This is a genomic window from Treponema sp. B152, from assembly GCF_024181665.1.
In the GTDB taxonomy this organism is placed as follows: domain Bacteria; phylum Spirochaetota; class Spirochaetia; order Treponematales; family Treponemataceae; genus Treponema_B; species Treponema_B denticola.
The window spans coordinates 2,517,504-2,533,714 of sequence record NZ_CP058668.1; the positions used below are offsets into that span (position 1 = coordinate 2,517,504).

Genomic DNA, 16,211 nt, shown 5'->3' on the forward strand with positions numbered 1-16,211 from the left:
AATACTAAAAAGTATTCCTTACATTAAGATAAGGAGGGGAAGATGCTTAAAGACAGAAATAAAAAACTAGCAGCAATACATATTGCAAAAAAAGAATTAAAATTAAATGAAGAGGCATACAGAGCCCTTCTTTCCGGGGCGGGGATTTATTCGGCTTCAGAAATAAGAACAGAAACTCAATATAAAATAATAATGCAGGGCTTTAAAAATTTGGGTTATACATTCAAAAAAGAAAAGAGAAGTAATTATTCTTTTAAAAATCAACGAAGCGGAGGCGGGAAAGATCGTCTTACAAAAAAACAAGAATACTATATAAGAGGTCTTTGGGATTTAGCTTCCCGTGTAAAAGATGAAAAAAGTTTAAATGCCTTGATTTTAAGAATAGGTAAAGTCATAGATATATCGCATTTAACCGTATTTAATGCTAGCAAGGTTATTCTTGCATTAAGAGATATTTGTAAAAAAGCGGGATTTAATCCCGATTCAAAATATAGTTAAAAGGGGGGGTAAATGTTATTAACACCAATTGAAACGGCAATAATCATGACGGCTGTTGAAGGAAAACTTGTTACAACAAGACAAGTTTATTACAGATTAGAAATGTATTTAATACTGGGCGTTAAAGTAGGCACAGCATTAAGAATTCCTGAAAAAGAAATAGAGGTTTATTATGACGATGTTGGAAAGCGAGGGTTTGGAAGAAGAGTTAATGAGTTTACAAAATACTTTAAGCATCTCGGAAGCAGCATTCTTTCTGAGAGTGAACTATCATACGATTTACCGCCTGATTTGTTCAGGGCAATTAAAAGCGTCCAAGAATGGAGACGAACAAAACTGGAGGATAAGCAAAGAAAGCTTAATCCGCTATTCGGAAAAACACGAAACAATCAATTAGAATTTAATTTTGCAGCTTGAAAAAAAACACCGCACTTTTTTGTGCGGTGTTTTTTTATTCCGGTTTTACTACGCTCCGTTTATTTTTTCTTTAAAGATTAAAATATAGTTATGAAAATTGAAAGAAAATTTTTAACGGAGAATAAATTCTCTAGGCCCAATAAGAACCTTATAGGGGTAAAGGGAATCGTTATTCATTGGGTAGGAAATGCCGGAACTTCGGCATTGGCAAACAGAAACTATTTTGAAAATCTTAAGAACCAAAAAGATATTAAAAAGGCAAGATATGCGTCTGCTCATTTTATTATAGGCTTGGATGGAGAAATAATACAATGTCTGCCGGTAGACGAAATGGCTCATCATGTAGGTGCTTATTCCTACTGTCAGGGAATAAAAGAAAGTCTAGGTTATTATCCTAACAACAGCACTATAGGGCTTGAGCTTTGTCATCCTGATTGGACGGGCCGTTTTACTAAAGAAACATACGGTGCGGCAGTTGAGCTTACAGCTACATTGATAAAACAATTTAATTTAAATCCGCAAAAAGATATTTACAGGCACTTCGACGTAACAGGGAAAATATGCCCTAAATATTTTGTCGAAAAAAATGAAGCTTGGAATAACTTTAAAGCAGATGTAGAAAAGTTTTTAATAAGCATTTTATAAATGCTAAAAAATAAATAGGAGGTCTTGTTATGGGATCATTGATTGGATTTTTACCGCTGTTTGTGGTTATAGCGGTACTGTTGACGGTTATCTTTACCGAGCTCGTTAAGAAGCTGGATAAGAAGGATAAGCTTACGGGCTATCGAGTCTGGATACCTGCCTTATTCTCGGCTTTCTTTGCATTCCTTTTATGGCATGGAGCTTTTTTTGCTCCACGGGAAGTTTGGTTTTGGTGGGCGACTATATTCGGCATAAGCGTATTCTTTTATGAAGCTATTTTAAAAAAATTAAAAGAAGCGTGGCATGAAAAACATACTTAGTAAGATTGTAAAAACTGTTGCAGCCGTGATGTCCGCGGCTGTGGCTTTCTTTGTGTTTATTTTTTTTAATAACAGAAAAAAAACAAAACAAAAAATTGATGAGGCAAAAATAAAAGCTCAAGATAAAAAGGAAAGTGTTTATGAAAAAATTAAAAAAAGCGATGGCAGCGATCTTGTTGACACTGCGTGTAATGCAAATGAGTTACACGCAATCACAGGAAAGCTCAAACAAGATGCAGCCGAGTCAATTCAACATAAAATTAGCGAAGCAGGTTTATAGCAAAGAGGAAGTAGAAAAAATTTTACTTATCTGTTTAGGCGAAATGAACAAGAACATAGATGCTTCTTTTGCAGAAGGCTATAAACAAGGATTGCTTGCAAGTGCTCCCGATGCAGAATATTACAAAACACTTTCTTTAGAAATTGAAAGAGAAGTCAAAAGATTAAACCATAAGATGAATGTTCCGTGGTGGAGTATTCCTATTTCTATTTTAGGCGGGACAGCATTAGGGTTCGGATTAGCTCAAATAAGGTGGTAGACATGGGATTTGAACAACTGATTATTGCAGCAAAAGACTGGGGGCCTACAGCGATAACTACAATTATCGCTTTTGTTATTTCGTATCTTTTTAAGCAGCAGACAAAAAATGCGGCTGAAGATGCAAAGCGGTCAAATGAGTTTAAAGAGAGCTTATCAAGCGGGTTAAGCAGGCTTGAAGAAAATTTCAATAAAACAATTTTTGACCTAAAAAAGGAAATTGATGTGCACCGAAAGGAAATAGGTGCTTTAAAAATGGATAAGCTTGAGAAAGATGATTTTTATAAAGACATGGGCGGATGGCGCAGTGAATTAAACCGTGTACAAGATTTAATCATTGCTCAAAATAATACGACACTTGAAAAAATTATTGAACTTTGGAAGGGACAGAAATGAAAGTAAAAACTGCATATTTGAGAGGCGAACTTATTACCTTTTTACACACCGTATATCCTGACGGAATCCCCGAACAGGTTATTGTACGGGCTTTTTACGATTATAACGAACGGGATGTTATTATCTCATCGCTTGAATATCTGGCTGAAAAAGGCTATGCCGAAAAAAAAGAAATTCCTCACCCCTATAAAGAGCGTTCTTTTGTGCGTTGGTTTAAAATCACCGCAAAGGGAATCGATTTAATTGAGGGAAATATCGAAAGCGATGCAGGCGTGAATATTCCTTAATCGAAAGGCAGGCAAGTATGGGAGCTAAGAGTAAAGCACAGGAACACGGTCTTGTAGAACTCATTATCGATAAATGGGACGGCGGAAAAAATACGATAGTCTATGTTACCGAAGAGGTTAATAAAAAAATTCAGGAACTGGGCCTTAAAGTAACAATCAGCCGTGAGGGAATCCGCCGTGTAATAAAATCGCATAAAGAAGAAATCGAGGATACTCAAAAAGCAATAGAAGCTGCAAAGGCAATGGCAGAAGTTTTAAAGGACTACCCCGGAACGGAAATGAGTGAAGCCGTTCTTATGCAGATGACAAGTCTTATTGCTAAAGACTTACGAACTATAGACAGCTTGGAATTTGATGATCCCGTCGACTTATTCCAGTCTGCCGCTCGTGTTGCAGAAGCTCAATTAAAACTTTCCAATTATCGAACCAAAGCAATTAAAGCCCTGGAAAAAGCAAAGGAAGAAATAAAAAAAGAATTACAAAATGCAATTAAAAACGACACTGACCTTTTACAAAGGCTTTATGTAATCATCGATAAGGTTGAGGTTAAATAATGAGCGATATTTTAACAGAACTTGTCGGGGATAACACAAAAGAGGTTTTAGAAAAGAAAGCACGTCTTGCAAAAGCCGAAAACGATTTTTTTTACTTTTGCAAAACGTACTTGCCGCATTACTTTTCTTCGGAACCGGCACCTTACCATAAAACTTTAATTGATATTGCAAACACTCAAAGCCTTACACAAAAGCATATTGAAGAAATTAAACCTCTTATTAAAGAGCAGTATCATTCTTATTTGATACCCTCCGAAAAAGTAAAAGCCGTTGTAGATATTGAACCGCGCGGATTTTCAAAATCCACGCGCTGGGCATTGGCGTTTCCGCTTTGGCGGATTCTTTTTAAGAAAAATAATTTTGTTTGTATTTTTTGCGCTACTCAGGATATGGCAAACAGAGCCTTACAAAGTATAAAAGATGAAATCGAGGGAAACGATTTTATCTTTGAAGACTTTGGAGCAATGGAAGGTAAGGTTTGGAAAAGTGATTTTATTACATTAAAAAATGAGACTGCAATTAAAGGGTTCGGTTCAGAGGCCGCCGTGAGAGGCGTTAAGTTTAGGCAGCATCGTCCCGACTTAATTATTTGCGACGACATTTTAAAAGATGAGGCGGCCCGCACTTTCACCCAAAGAGATAAAATATATCAGTGGTTCTTGCGTGCTGTTATTCCTCTAGGTCAAGATGTTTTTACAATTATTATAAATACTATTTTTCATTCAGACGATGTTCCGAGCCGCTTATTAAAACGCATTGCAGACGGAGAACTTACAAATTGGATAGGCTTACGCTTTGCAGCCTTTACGCCGCAAGGGACTTCTCTTTGGGCTTCATATTGGACTGATGAAAAATTAAATACAAAAAAAAGAGAGATAGGCAGTGCCGCATTCAGCACAGAATACATGAACGAACCTTTAAGCGATGAGGAGCGTATTTTTAAACCTGAATGGTTTATCCGGTATAACGCAGTCGACATAAACACCTTGCGTGTTTATATGGGCGTCGATCCGTCGGCAGGGAAGCATGACGAATTTGCAATCTTTATTTTAGGTATTGCGGAATCAGGCGAATTGTACGAGCTTGACGAATGGGCACAATGCTGCTCCGTTGATATGGCAGTAAATAAATTGATTGAAAAATATTTAATTTATAAACCTATTTTAATAGGCTTTGAAGAGGTCGGTTTTCAGTCAATCTATAAAAAGCACATTATGGAAGCTGCCGCCCAAAGGAGCGTTTACTTACCCATTAAAGGGCTTTCAACACGGGGGATCGGAAAAGAAAGAATCTTATCCTTATCTCCTTTAATTGAAAACGGCTTTTTCAAATGGAAAGAAAATCACAATAAAACGATTGATCAATTAACGATGTATCCTAAAGCGGAGTTTGACGATTTGCAAGATGCATGTTATTACGCTTGGGAAGTTTCGCAAAATACAACAAACGAAGTATTTGCGTTTAAATTGCAAACAGCCCCGACAAGGCTTAAGGCTGCGTTAAGCAGGTTCAGACATTAAATAATAGGAGAGAGGAAAATGAAATTTGATACGACCAAAGTTTATACAGCGTTAAACGCTGATGAGTTGAAAGTTGGTTCAAAAGTTATATGCGGAAATACATTAATGGAATTAAAAAAAAAGGTTCATTCAGCTGAAGACATTAAGCATCTAAAAAGAATAAATGATGAATTTAAGGAGTATCGTTTTTACTGCGGAGCAGACAGCTACTCATTGGCTTATCTCATAGAAGTTCCTGATAATATAGAATCCTATGAACAATGGGAAGCGATATATAACGAAAACCGCCCTATCGAGCCATACAGTATTGATTCAGAAGGTGCTGCCGTATTGTATGAAGCCATTGCTGATTATGCAGAACGTAATTTGAAAAACGCATTTATTGCAGGACAGCAGGTAGAACGCTTGAAAAAAATAACGGAGGAATAAATGAAACACGAATTAGCAATGGAGATTATACAGCCGGATCAGTTTTGGTCGGTTATTTCTTATTTACCGAACCCTGCCGATTTATGGGCGGATAAGGTAAGTTTTTATAGAACAGTAGACGAAATGATTTTAGACGCTAAAATCGGTTCGCACTTACGGCTTAGAAAAGACATCGTTACAAGTTTTCCTTTTGTAATTAAGCAGGGAAACGCAAGCGATGAGGTGTATGAATTTATCCGCGATAATTTAACGGCTAATCTAAATTGGGAAACGGATGTTAAAGAATTTTTAACGGCAATAGAATACGGGCACTCATTCAGCGAAGTTTTGTGGAAAGAAAATGCGCAAGGTAAAATCGTTCCCGATTCTTTACGGAATAAATACCCTGAAGACATAGTATATAAAATAGGTTTTGTAAAAACTCAAGGCGGTAAAAAATCGGTCTGGGTTCCTGTCTTGAAAAAGACAAACGAGGAGTTAAACGCTTCTTATAAGTTTTTAACTTATCGAAATAATCCGAGAGCCGAAAACCCTTACGGGTTTTCCGACCTTTTGATGTGCTATTGGCCGTGGAAGTTTAAACAATTAGGCTGGGAGTTTTGGCTTAAAGCGGCACAAAAAGCCGGTGTTCCGTCGTTGGTAGCTTTATTTGACGCTCCCGATGGAGATAAGGCCAGGAAGAATGCGCAAGTTATTTCCGACACTTTAAGCGAGTTAGGCGGCGGGGACGGGCTTGCTCTTGCAAATGTAAAAGAACTAAAAGTGCTGGAAATGTCCGGAGCTTTGCGCGACCATAAAACGCTTATCGACACATGCAATCAGGAAATCAGCTTTGCCCTTACAACTCAATCATTAAGTACACAAGAAGGCGAATTCGGCACAAGAGCGCAGGCAACCGTTCACGATGAAAATTTGGTGCGCGTATGCCACGGGGACGCTCTTGCATTGCAGGGAGTGTTTCAATCGCTTATAGACTGGATGGTGGAGCTCAATTTCGGTAAAGAAATTCCTTCACCTAAAGGAGAATTCGATTTACAAAGTTATGCAAGTTTTGAAGAAATCATGCAGGCAATTCAAAATAAAATTCCCGTATCAAAAGAAGCCTTATACACTCGATATAAATTGCCGAGACCAAAGAACAGTGAAGATGAATTCATGCTTCCTGAAATTCAAAACGAGGGCTTTGCCTTGTCGGATAAACCTTCAAAAAAAAAAGACCGCTTACCCGCACGAGTGTTTTAGAGCAAGAAAAAGCAAAAGCAGCGGAGCTTGAAAGTCTTGCGGCCGCTTCAAAAAAACGATTCTTAACGGCTATTCAAAATACGGTTAAAGCCTTTTTAAATACTCTTTCACAAAACGGTGAGCCGCCTAAAAAAGAAGATTTAAAGGCGGCTCCGCTTCCCGACTTTAACAGTGAACTTTTCTCAATGACAATGAATACTTTTGCATCGTCCTTGCTTATCGGGATGGAACATGCCGCAGGGAATATAAGTCTTGCAGATGACACAGGACAGCCCGATTTGGATATTTCTTTTTCAGTCGAGCATTTACCTTTTGAAGAAGCTATAGATTTTTTTAAGGGTAAGGTTTCTTTGATAAAAAAAGAGTGGGAAGAACTTGAACCTAAATTAAGGTTTAGGGCTTTTACGGTCGCCCGACTTGCAGAGGCTGACCATATCGAAATGCTTAGAGGCAGGCTTTTACATGCAATGGAAAAAGGAGAATATTTTACCGAAACTTGGAAAGATATAAAGGCTTTTACCGAAGATGCAGGTCAGCCTTTTTCGGCTAGGTATTTTGAAACAGTTTACCGTACTAATATGCAGTCGGCGTATAATGCGGGACGGCTCATGCAGTATCAAAACAATATGCCGCCTGCGTGGGAACTTCTTTTCATTGAAGACGGCCGAACAAGCGATATTTGCCGTGGGCTTGCCTCTATTGCCGGAAACGGGAAAGCCTTAGCAGCTTCACATTCATTCTGGAGTACATACGGGTTTCCGCCTTATCACTTTAATTGCAGGACAACTTTCCGAGCCGTTTATGATTATGAAATCGGGCATGGAATGGAAATTGAAAATGTTCCGATGAAACAGATAAGGCAAAATTTTAAACCTCAAGACGGCTTCGGCGGTAATCCGATTGAGAAAGAGAGCTGGTGGAAGATAACGCCTGCAATGCTTGAGCGTGCGGATAAATACGGTGTTACTGCGGATATAGTTGCACAAGCTAGGGATTTAGACATGCAAAGTTATTTCCCCGAATTATTACAAGATTATGATGTTATGTATAAAGGTAAAAAAGGCGGTTATGTTCAAATAGCTAAAACAAATAAGAAAAATAAAAATAAAGTAGAGCATAATGACAATGAAATTGCTTCAGCTAAACGGCTCGCAGACTTGGGACATAAAGTTTATTTATTGCCCCGTTCTGATTTTGCTTCAAGCCCCGATATGTTAATTGATAATGAAATAGGAGAAATGAAACACATAGAAACTATAAAACGAGGTACAATAAGGGAACATATAAGAAAAGGCGGAGATAAACAAAGAGCTAGAACTTTATATATTCAAATTCAATCACAAAAACAAAAAGATAGATTGCTTGAAGTAATGAAAGAAGAAATAGAAAATCTTCCGACACAGACATTGTTACTTGATTTTAACGGATCTATTATCAAATACGGTAGAAATTTCTTCTTAAGATAAAAAAAGGGCCCCGCCCATCTTCGCTAAAAGCTACTTAGACGCAACCCTTTTATAACGGTATAGCAATCTACCGTGTTTATTATATTATACCCTATTATCGGTAAAAGTCAAGTGTTTTATAGTCTTATTTTGCAATATTTTAAATAAAAAAAGGTGTTTAAACAGGTATTTAAAGACTGAATAATAAGTTTTTAAATGGATTTTTAATTTATTTTTTATAGGTAACGGAAAGGGTAACGATACAGGCAGAAAAAGGGATTTTTTAGCCGTTTTTGGCCTAAATTCGCTAAATTTCAGGCTTTTTTATGTACACGGGAATTTTAAGGTATTGGCTTGTAAGTTTATGCTCAATATAGAATTATAGAATTTATATATTAAAGTGGGGATTGCCATTGTGTGTGTAAAATAACACCATAGATATAAGTTCAAATCCTATTTTGCGTAAATTATGGTGTGCAAATAATAAACTTAAAAATATCGATTTATCGAAAAATGTGAACCTTACATTTCTTGTGCTGAATAATAACTTATTATCGGAATTGGATATAAGCAATAATCCCGGCTTAAAAGAGTTTTGGTGCTATAAAAATAATCTAACCAATTTATCTTTAGATGGTCATGAGAATCTTGAAATATTATCTTGTTATGATAATCAACTGAATTCGCTTGATATTTCTCATCTTCCGGAATTACAAGAATGCTATTGCTACAATACAAATATAAGCGAGCTGGATGTATCTAAAAATAATAAGTTGATAAGATTGTCTTGCGGTAAAAATAATCTTTCTCAAATAAACTGTTCTAATCTTAAAGATCTTGAGTTTCTTTATGTATCTGAAAACAGCCTTTCAGCTTTGGATATAACGCAGAATTTAAATCTTACGGAGCTTGATTGTGGAGGAAATATGTTGACAGAATTGAATATAAACAGTAATAGAAAACTAAAAGAATTATATTGCAGAAATAATAAACTAAAGGCTCTTAATACATCTAATAATGTAAAATTAATTTATCTATACTGTAAACAAAATGAAATTACAGATATCGATCTTACAAAAAATACGGAATTGCAGTTTTTGTCTGTAAGCGAAAACCGTTTGAAATTTTTGAATTTACGAAATAATGTAAAATTGGAAAAGCTATGGTGTTACGATAACTTACTCATGGGGCTTAGTGTTTTAAATAATAAGAATATAAAACTTATATCTTGTTATAATAACCAAATAAAAGAAAAAGAGATGGATAGGCTCATAAAATCTTTACCGACCCGTTCAAGCGAAGAAAATGGAAGATTTTACGTAGTCGATAGACGGGAAAATAGTACAGATAATAATATCTGTACTATTCAGCAGGTTAATGATGCAAAGAAAAAACATTGGAATGTTCTAAAATCCGATAGCGGCGAATTTACGGGCCATTAAAAATTTTATAGGCTAATCTTTAACCTTTATGTGGTAAATCGTCGATTCTTCTTTTATTCCCTTAAAAGTAATACGTTGGCGCTGAACTTTGTTTGTGATTGCTGCTATGGATTTTTGTATTTCGTTATTGTTAAAAAGTTCTTCTGAAATTACTACCTCATTCGGCTGAGCTGCATTTTGGATACGGGCAGCCATATTTACGCTTGTACCGAAGTAGTCTAAGCGGTTGTTTAAGGTAACGACCAGAGCGGGGCCTGCATGAATGCCGATTTTCACTTCAATTTTTTCGATTTCGGGGTTGTTTTTATAATGCTCGTGCAATTCTTTTTGCGCTTCAATGCTTGCATCTACGGCATTTTTAGAATTCATAAAAACGCCCATAATTGCGTCTCCTATGGTTTTTACCGGTACACCTCTAAACTTTTTTATTACATTAAATAGAATTATAAAATGATCTCTGACAAGGGCAAAGGCCTTTGCATCTCCTAATTCAGAATACATAAGGGTTGAACCCTTAATATCCGTAAAGAGAATTGCAGCTTTCATTACTTGGAGGGATTGCCCCGGTATTAAAACATCCGATCCCATGAGGTCCCTGTAAAGGTTGTTTTGAATTAAATCGATTCCCTTTATGGAATTAGGGGTTTTCCAAGTAAGATAGTTTCCTTCATTTACATCAGTTTCTATTTTTGCAAGATAGTTTTCCTTCAATGAAGAATCCAAGGGTAGTATATTCGGGTGAATGGAGAAGAAAACTTCAATATTGTCGTCTAAGGTATTGTTAAAGTTTTTTTGGCAAGCCGGACAATAGTTTTCTGAAACAGCTTCATGTATTGAAAGGGTTTCATGAGCTACACTTCCGCAGGTCGGGCAATGATATATCCAGTCGATTATAAAAAAACCGTCATATACGCCTTGGATAAAAATATTTAAGGCTGTTTCTCTGCTTAGACTTAATTCTTCTGCAAGACCATACACATCTATGTGAAATAATTTTTCTTCTTGCAGTGCCGATAAGGATGCAGCAATTTTATCTGCTGCTTCTTGATTTTGATTGTATTGTAAATTTAAATTCATATAATAACTCCGAAGATTTAACCCGGAGTTATTATAAAAGTTACAAATTCGATATTTAAAACCTTTCTGCTATAGCTTTTTCGATGCGTTTAATAGCTTTTTCTATCCCTAAAATTTGGATTGAGCCCACAAGGGGCGGGCTTATTCTGCTGCCGGTAACGGTCATTCTGACAGGCATCATAAAATCTCCCATCTTAATACCCATAGCATCGGCTTCCGCCCTAAAGACTTCTCCGCCTGTATGGTCGTCAAGACCCGCAATTTTGGGCATTACTTCGATTGCCTTTTGAAGAACTTTTTTTGTAGTTTCGGCATCAAGTTTTTTCGGTATTATTTCTTCTGCCGGAGGAACAGCCGGTTCTTCAAAGAGAAAGCGAACCATTTCGGTTATTTCGCTTAAAAGGTGAAGTCTCTCTTTTACCAAAGGCATCACCTTCATTAAAACTTCTTTTTGTTCTTGAGTCGGCTTTAAATAGGTTTGATTTTCAAAGCGGCATCCGGCTTTTTTCAGCTCTTCTTCATCTACTTTTCCGAAAAGGCCTGAGTTTGCAATATAGGGCCATGTAAGAGCAAAAAGCTCTTCATCGGTTTTTTCCCGCATATACTGACCGTTAAACCATTCCAGCTTTTTATAGTCGAATACGGCCGGAGCTTTGTTTAGATGCTTAATGTCAAATAGTTTTTCCAAGTCTGAAAGGCTGTACATATCACGGCCGTCTTCATAAGAGCAGCCAAGCATAGCAACATAATTGATAATGGCTTCCTTTAGGTAGCCCTTATTTCTGAATTCGTTGCAGCTGGTGGCTCCATGCCGTTTTGAAAGCTTTTGTCCGTCATTTCCCATAACCATGGGCAAATGGCAAAATTGAGGCGGTTCCCAGCCGAAGGCCTTGTACATTATAACATGCATTGGGGTGGATGGGAGCCATTCTTGGGCACGCATAACATGGGTTATGCCCATAAGGTGGTCATCTACTATGTTTGCCAAGTGATATGTCGGGAACCCGTCGCTTTTTAAAAGGATTTGGTCGGGGTTTATATCTTCATTTTTCCATTCAATATCGCCTAAAAGGGCATCTGTAAATTTGGTGCTGCCTTCAAGCGGAACCTTTAAGCGGATAACATAGGGAATACCCTCATCCATTTTAGCCTTAATTTCTTCATCGGTTAAATTGCGGCAAGCCCTGTCATAGCCCGGAGGCATCTTATTCATTGTTTGAATTTTTCGGATTCTGTCGAGCCTTTCCGAATCGCAAAAGCAATAGTAAGCAAAGCCCTTATCGACAAGCTCTTGGGCATATTTTCGGTAAATATCGAACCTTTGAGACTGAATATAGGGTGCACAGGGGCCTCCCTTTGGTCCTCCTTCATCCCATTCAAGGCCGAGCCATTCAAGGGTATCATAAAGGTTCTGTTCATATTCTTCGCTGTATCTTGTTCTGTCGGTATCTTCAATACGCAAAACGAATTTTCCGCCTTTTGAGCGGGCAAAAAGGTAATTAAACAAGGCTGTACGGACTCCGCCTATGTGCTGAAAGCCGGTGGGAGAGGGAGCATATCTGACTTTAACTTGCATAGTTACAAAACCTCCTAACTGTTATAGATAATGTCAAGTTTATTAAGGGGCCTATTATACATTTTTTTAGTCTTAGGTGCAAGGCTAAATTAAAGCTTATTTTTTTTAAGCCGATACAGGTACTAATGAAGACTTCTCGTATTAAATTTGCCATTAGGCTAATGTTTTTTTTATTTTGTGTTTCAGCCGTTTTTTCCGAATCCGGAGATATAAAGCAAAATATTCCGGTTACTTCGATGCCTCCTAAGTGGGAACCCTTGTTTCCGTCAGCTTTGTGGGTAAAAAATATTCCAATCAAACAAGAAGTTTTGATACAAACTGTAAAAACAAAAGAAGAAATGGATGCTTCTCTTAAATTTGACGAATCAAAGCTGCAATCCGTTTTATTGAATAACGATATTTTTGCTCTTTATGGAAAACCGGGAGCCTATACTATGGGCATTTTAGGAAGATATTCTCCTGAAGAAATCGAACCGATTATGAATGAGTTTATAATAACTTATGATGAAGTAAACAAGGAAAGAGGAATTATACCGGCTTTTTATCTAATTTACGGAACATGTTGGCCAGAAGGCGAAATCGGTCTTCTTCGCTTATCCACTGTCAAAAAATATATAGAATTTGCCGCCGAAAGAGGCTGGTATGTATTTATTGACCATCAAATCGGAAAATACACGGTAGAACAGGCTATGAATGCAATCTTGCCTTTTTTGAAGTACCCAAACGTGCATTTGGCTCTGGATCCCGAGTGGCGTACAACTCAGCCGATGAGGGTTATCGGCTCGGTTACGGGTGATGAGATAAATAAAGCTCAAGAAATGATGGATAAATACATAAAGGAAAATAATATTACGGGCAGAAGAATGCTTGTAATTCATCAGTTTAATTCTATAATGATTAAAAAAAGGGCTAATGTAAGAAGCGATTATGAAAGAGTTCAGCTTATTCACTGTGCGGACGGATTCGGTTCTCCTCAATTAAAGAAAGATTCTTATGCCTATAATGCTCTAGCACAAAATATTCCGCTTAAATCTTTTAAGCTTTTTTCAAAACCGACTGTTGCAGGTGCAGGTTATGACCAGCCCATGATGACCCCTGATGAGGTCTTTAACTTAAACCCTCGCCCCTACCTTATAATGTATCAATAAAAACACCAAATCAACAACCCCGATGCTCTGCGTCGGGGGATTGATTAAACCCTCCGCACGAATAAAAAAGGCTGTAAGCTCATAAAGAGATACAGCCTTTGTTGTTTTAAAGATGATATAGAAACCATGATGTCGGTTCGGCACGGTTTATCCATGCTTTTATCAATAAATTATTCTAATTAAAATCCTAAAGAGTCTAAAATTTTATCTGCTGTTTGATCCAAAATACTGTCTATATATGAAGGATCTTGAAGTTTTCTTGCAACTTCTTCTATCTTTTCCCGGCGGATATCCGGAGCAGCCTTTACTGCATCCATTGCAAAATAAATTTCCGATAATTTTTGAGCCTCAGGAGATACTTGCACTGAATCGGAAACTTCTACCTTTTCCATTCTTCTTGGTTTTTGAGTGTTTTGTAAATTTTTGATCGGATCAATTCCGCCCAATTTTTCTATCATCATGTTTTCCTGCCTTCCTAACCGATTATCGGTTAATCTTAGTCAAAAGTTAAGGTTTTATTTTTATAAAAGTCTATTTTCCTGTAACAAAAACAGAAAATTCCCCTTTTATCGAGGTCCTTTTTTCAAAGTTTTGTAAAACTTCAGCAGCCTGCCCCTTGATAATCTCTTCATGGAGTTTTGTAAGCTCCCTCCCTACAATAAGCTCACGGTTACTATCTATTTCGGCAATATCGGCTAAGAGCTTTACAATTCTATAGGGCGATTCGTATAAAACAAAGCCTGCCCCAAAGTCAAATAGCTCTTGAAGCCTCCGTTTGCGTTTTCCTGCCTTAGGCGATAAAAAGCCCTCAAAAACTACAGTTTTGTCGTAGGTTCCTGCTATACTCATTATAGCACCAAAGGCTGAAGCACCCGGAATCGGAATTATTGTATGCCCTGCTTCCCTTGCTGTCCTTACTAAAATAGAACCCGGATCACTGATTGCCGGTGTTCCCGCATCGCTTGCATAGGCTATTTTTTTCCCTTCATCTAAAAGTTTTACAATTTTTTCGGAGGCAGCGGCTTCATTTACAGCCCTGCACGAAATTAAAGGCTTTGAGATCTCATAATGAGTTAAAAGGCCTAAAGTGTGCCTCGTATCCTCACAGGCGATAAAATCGGCTTCTTGAAAAGTCTCTAAAGCTCTAAAACTGATATCTTTTAGATTGCCTATAGGAGTGGCAACCACAAATAAAATTCCCACTTATTCATTATATCATAGTTTTAGTATTGAATCAATAGAAAAAAAGGTGTATGATGTATTTATGACGGATTTACAGCCTTTATCATGGATGATATTAGTTTTTATAGGGCTCTTTTTAATTGTATTCGCTTATGTTCTTTTCAGTGCCTCTGCAAAACATGCAAGCGGCAAAAAGATTAGGCAAACGGGGAAAAAAGGTGCCCCCGGAGTTTGTCCCGTTTGCGGTACTGTTTTGGCTAGAGATGAACAGGTAAAATCGGCTGTGTATCCTGGAGCAGATGATCGATTATGCTATATATACGGCTGTCCGCATTGTTATCCCGGTTGTGAAAAGGGTGTGCAGCGTCAATGTCCTGTTTGCCATAAGACTGTTCCAAATGAAGCTCATCTAATTGCAAGATACTTCGACCGAAAAAAAGGAAAAAAACGGGTTCACATTCTAGGCTGTTCAAACTGCCGTTTTATGAGTTAAAAAGTTAAAACTGAGGAACAACCTCTCCTGCTATTTCGCCTCTGTGATTTTTGATGTTTTTATCGGCAATGCTATCAAAATATTCGTAATCGGCTTTATCAATTACACCGAGTTTTTTTAACAAGTGAACCAAAACGATATCTCTGGTTTTTGAAATTCCGTCATAGGTTTTGACGGCAATGCCGTATTTTTTATCGGGTAAAAGGCCGCCGAAATATCCGTTTGCTCCCGATTTTACAACAAGTTTTCCGGGATATTTTTTGACCAAAAGATGGTCTATTCTATCAGTACCGGAAGTGTATTCGGAACAGGCTGTTATGGAATCTATTATGTCTTTTGCATGAGTAGATACATTTTGAGGCAAATTTTCATAGTCGGCCATTCTTGCCATTCCGAATGCAAAATTGTAGAGGGGCAGAGAGTGAACCGGAACTCCGCAGCCGTCAACCGAGATATTATCATCGGGAATCTTGCAATCGCAGATCAGCTCTATCATTTCTCTTATTTTTTGCTGAACGGGATGCTGAGGTTTATAATAATCGTCAGTGGAAGCCTTCATTAATACGGCTGCCGCCAGCATACCGGAATGTTTTCCGCTGCAATTATTGTGAATGTCGCGAGGTTTTTCGTTATTTACCTTCATTCTCAATTCTACTTCCGGTTTAAAAGGGTAGTGAGGGCCGCACTTTAAAGCTCCTTCGTCAAGCCCGATTTTTTTTAATATTCCCGTTACGGTTTTTATATGAAAATCTTCTCCTGAATGGGAGGCACAGATTTGAGCTATTTCTTCATGGTTTAGATTGAACCTTTCCTTGGCACCCAATGAAAGAGGCACCAGAGCCTGAATAAGTTTTGCACTTGAACGCGGAAAGGAAACTTCCTTTGGGTCTCCTGCCGAGTATACAATCTTGCCATTCTTATCGACTACGGCGATTGAACCGAATGTATAAAGGTCTTCAATTTTTCCTCTGTAAGATTTTAAAAGTATTTCCATTTTGATCT

Annotated in this window: 20 protein-coding genes and 1 pseudogene; 16 read left to right on the top strand and 5 right to left on the bottom strand. The window is 37.5% G+C overall.

The features are described 5' to 3' along the window. Positions 1-42: 42 nt before the first annotated feature. The 14 genes and pseudogenes from HYB91_RS11895 to HYB91_RS11960 all read left to right on the top strand — a co-directional run. A complete protein-coding gene (locus HYB91_RS11895) occupies positions 43-498 on the top strand; it encodes a phage protein GemA/Gp16 family protein (protein WP_002676504.1) in 456 nt (151 codons plus the stop codon). 211 nt (positions 499-709) lie between these two features. Further along, the gene (locus HYB91_RS13040) at positions 710-895 is read left to right on the top strand and encodes a helix-turn-helix domain-containing protein (RefSeq protein ID WP_371922099.1); all 186 of its coding nucleotides are present in this window, start codon (positions 710-712) and stop codon (positions 893-895) included. 110 nt (positions 896-1,005) lie between these two features. Then, on the top strand, positions 1,006-1,560 hold the full coding sequence (locus HYB91_RS11905; RefSeq protein ID WP_002676499.1) for a peptidoglycan recognition protein family protein: 555 nt from the start codon (positions 1,006-1,008) through the stop codon (positions 1,558-1,560). Between the two features lie 29 nt (positions 1,561-1,589). Beyond that, on the top strand, positions 1,590-1,880 hold the full coding sequence (locus HYB91_RS11910) for a hypothetical protein (RefSeq protein ID WP_002676497.1): 291 nt from the start codon (positions 1,590-1,592) through the stop codon (positions 1,878-1,880). Continuing rightward, on the top strand, positions 1,864-2,160 hold the full coding sequence (locus tag HYB91_RS11915; protein ID WP_002676496.1) for a hypothetical protein: 297 nt from the start codon (positions 1,864-1,866) through the stop codon (positions 2,158-2,160). Before HYB91_RS11910 ends, HYB91_RS11915 begins: the two co-directional genes overlap by 17 nt. A gap of 43 nt (positions 2,161-2,203) precedes the next feature. Then, entirely contained in the window at positions 2,204-2,419 is a 216-nt protein-coding gene (locus HYB91_RS11920; protein WP_252508174.1) for a hypothetical protein, read from the top strand. Positions 2,420-2,421: 2 nt separating this feature from the next. Continuing rightward, entirely contained in the window at positions 2,422-2,814 is a 393-nt protein-coding gene (locus tag HYB91_RS11925) for a hypothetical protein (protein ID WP_002676494.1), read from the top strand. Beyond that, the gene (locus HYB91_RS11930; RefSeq protein ID WP_002676493.1) at positions 2,811-3,101 is read left to right on the top strand and encodes a hypothetical protein; all 291 of its coding nucleotides are present in this window, start codon (positions 2,811-2,813) and stop codon (positions 3,099-3,101) included. The genes HYB91_RS11925 and HYB91_RS11930 overlap by 4 nt, the downstream gene beginning before the upstream one ends. Positions 3,102-3,118: 17 nt before the next feature. Continuing rightward, positions 3,119-3,655, top strand: coding sequence for a phage protein Gp27 family protein (locus HYB91_RS11935; protein ID WP_002676492.1), 537 nt, complete (start codon positions 3,119-3,121; stop codon positions 3,653-3,655). Further along, positions 3,655-5,175 (top strand): hypothetical protein, encoded by a 1,521-nt coding sequence (locus tag HYB91_RS11940; protein WP_002676491.1) that lies wholly within the window; start codon positions 3,655-3,657, stop codon positions 5,173-5,175. The genes HYB91_RS11935 and HYB91_RS11940 overlap by 1 nt, the downstream gene beginning before the upstream one ends. Positions 5,176-5,193: 18 nt before the next feature. Next, a complete protein-coding gene (locus tag HYB91_RS11945; protein ID WP_002676490.1) occupies positions 5,194-5,604 on the top strand; it encodes a hypothetical protein in 411 nt (136 codons plus the stop codon). Beyond that, positions 5,605-6,846 (top strand): phage portal protein family protein, encoded by a 1,242-nt coding sequence (locus HYB91_RS11950; RefSeq protein ID WP_002676489.1) that lies wholly within the window; start codon positions 5,605-5,607, stop codon positions 6,844-6,846. It abuts the gene before it with no gap. A 191-nt stretch (positions 6,847-7,037) separates the two neighbouring features. Further along, positions 7,038-8,312 carry a phage minor head protein gene (locus HYB91_RS11955; protein ID WP_252508173.1) on the top strand — a complete coding sequence of 425 codons (1,275 nt, stop codon included), beginning with the start codon at positions 7,038-7,040 and terminating at the stop codon, positions 8,310-8,312. 410 nt (positions 8,313-8,722) lie between these two features. Beyond that, a pseudogene (locus HYB91_RS11960) lies at positions 8,723-9,733 on the top strand (leucine-rich repeat domain-containing protein); the annotation flags it as partial. Positions 9,734-9,745: 12 nt separating this feature from the next. Here the strand turns inward: HYB91_RS11960 and HYB91_RS11965 are convergent. Continuing rightward, positions 9,746-10,810, bottom strand: coding sequence for an adenylate/guanylate cyclase domain-containing protein (locus tag HYB91_RS11965; RefSeq protein ID WP_002676481.1), 1,065 nt, complete (start codon positions 10,808-10,810; stop codon positions 9,746-9,748). Between the two features lie 55 nt (positions 10,811-10,865). Further along, positions 10,866-12,386, bottom strand: coding sequence for a glutamate--tRNA ligase (gene gltX / locus HYB91_RS11970; RefSeq protein ID WP_002676480.1), 1,521 nt, complete (start codon positions 12,384-12,386; stop codon positions 10,866-10,868). 125 nt (positions 12,387-12,511) lie between these two features. Here gltX and HYB91_RS11975 point away from each other — a divergent pair, with 125 nt between their 5' ends. Then, complete coding sequence (locus tag HYB91_RS11975; protein WP_002676479.1) at positions 12,512-13,534, top strand: hypothetical protein; 1,023 nt, start codon at positions 12,512-12,514, stop codon at positions 13,532-13,534. Positions 13,535-13,713: 179 nt separating this feature from the next. On the opposite strand, the gene HYB91_RS11980 is transcribed toward HYB91_RS11975, so the two are convergent. Then, on the bottom strand, positions 13,714-13,992 hold the full coding sequence (locus HYB91_RS11980) for a flagellar biosynthesis anti-sigma factor FlgM (protein WP_002676478.1): 279 nt from the start codon (positions 13,990-13,992) through the stop codon (positions 13,714-13,716). Positions 13,993-14,065: 73 nt separating this feature from the next. After that, complete coding sequence (gene rsmI, locus HYB91_RS11985) at positions 14,066-14,722, bottom strand: 16S rRNA (cytidine(1402)-2'-O)-methyltransferase (RefSeq protein WP_253719660.1); 657 nt, start codon at positions 14,720-14,722, stop codon at positions 14,066-14,068. A 76-nt stretch (positions 14,723-14,798) separates the two neighbouring features. On the opposite strand from rsmI, the gene HYB91_RS11990 reads away from it, so the two are divergent. Continuing rightward, positions 14,799-15,209 (top strand): hypothetical protein, encoded by a 411-nt coding sequence (locus tag HYB91_RS11990; RefSeq protein WP_002673097.1) that lies wholly within the window; start codon positions 14,799-14,801, stop codon positions 15,207-15,209. A gap of 4 nt (positions 15,210-15,213) precedes the next feature. Here HYB91_RS11990 and HYB91_RS11995 read toward each other — a convergent pair whose 3' ends face one another. Then, positions 15,214-16,203 carry an asparaginase gene (locus HYB91_RS11995; RefSeq protein WP_002676472.1) on the bottom strand — a complete coding sequence of 330 codons (990 nt, stop codon included), beginning with the start codon at positions 16,201-16,203 and terminating at the stop codon, positions 15,214-15,216. Positions 16,204-16,211 lie beyond the last annotated feature (8 nt).

What these genes read in the sequence shown, in the direction of transcription:
- HYB91_RS11895 (WP_002676504.1), top strand. Translation starts at nt 43, where the DNA reads ATGCTTAAAGACAGAAATAAAAAACTAGCAGCAATACATATTGCAAAA.
- HYB91_RS13040 (WP_371922099.1), top strand. Translation starts at nt 710, where the DNA reads ATGAGTTTACAAAATACTTTAAGCATCTCGGAAGCAGCATTCTTTCTG.
- HYB91_RS11905 (WP_002676499.1), top strand. Translation starts at nt 1,006, where the DNA reads ATGAAAATTGAAAGAAAATTTTTAACGGAGAATAAATTCTCTAGGCCC.
- HYB91_RS11910 (WP_002676497.1), top strand. Translation starts at nt 1,590, where the DNA reads ATGGGATCATTGATTGGATTTTTACCGCTGTTTGTGGTTATAGCGGTA.
- HYB91_RS11915 (WP_002676496.1), top strand. Translation starts at nt 1,864, where the DNA reads ATGAAAAACATACTTAGTAAGATTGTAAAAACTGTTGCAGCCGTGATG.
- HYB91_RS11920 (WP_252508174.1), top strand. Translation starts at nt 2,204, where the DNA reads ATGAACAAGAACATAGATGCTTCTTTTGCAGAAGGCTATAAACAAGGA.
- HYB91_RS11925 (WP_002676494.1), top strand. Translation starts at nt 2,422, where the DNA reads ATGGGATTTGAACAACTGATTATTGCAGCAAAAGACTGGGGGCCTACA.
- HYB91_RS11930 (WP_002676493.1), top strand. Translation starts at nt 2,811, where the DNA reads ATGAAAGTAAAAACTGCATATTTGAGAGGCGAACTTATTACCTTTTTA.
- HYB91_RS11935 (WP_002676492.1), top strand. Translation starts at nt 3,119, where the DNA reads ATGGGAGCTAAGAGTAAAGCACAGGAACACGGTCTTGTAGAACTCATT.
- HYB91_RS11940 (WP_002676491.1), top strand. Translation starts at nt 3,655, where the DNA reads ATGAGCGATATTTTAACAGAACTTGTCGGGGATAACACAAAAGAGGTT.
- HYB91_RS11945 (WP_002676490.1), top strand. Translation starts at nt 5,194, where the DNA reads ATGAAATTTGATACGACCAAAGTTTATACAGCGTTAAACGCTGATGAG.
- HYB91_RS11950 (WP_002676489.1), top strand. Translation starts at nt 5,605, where the DNA reads ATGAAACACGAATTAGCAATGGAGATTATACAGCCGGATCAGTTTTGG.
- HYB91_RS11955 (WP_252508173.1), top strand. Translation starts at nt 7,038, where the DNA reads ATGAATACTTTTGCATCGTCCTTGCTTATCGGGATGGAACATGCCGCA.
- HYB91_RS11965 (WP_002676481.1), bottom strand. Translation starts at nt 10,810, where the DNA reads ATGAATTTAAATTTACAATACAATCAAAATCAAGAAGCAGCAGATAAA.
- gltX (WP_002676480.1), bottom strand. Translation starts at nt 12,386, where the DNA reads ATGCAAGTTAAAGTCAGATATGCTCCCTCTCCCACCGGCTTTCAGCAC.
- HYB91_RS11975 (WP_002676479.1), top strand. Translation starts at nt 12,512, where the DNA reads ATGAAGACTTCTCGTATTAAATTTGCCATTAGGCTAATGTTTTTTTTA.
- HYB91_RS11980 (WP_002676478.1), bottom strand. Translation starts at nt 13,992, where the DNA reads ATGATAGAAAAATTGGGCGGAATTGATCCGATCAAAAATTTACAAAAC.
- HYB91_RS11990 (WP_002673097.1), top strand. Translation starts at nt 14,799, where the DNA reads ATGACGGATTTACAGCCTTTATCATGGATGATATTAGTTTTTATAGGG.
- HYB91_RS11995 (WP_002676472.1), bottom strand. Translation starts at nt 16,203, where the DNA reads ATGGAAATACTTTTAAAATCTTACAGAGGAAAAATTGAAGACCTTTAT.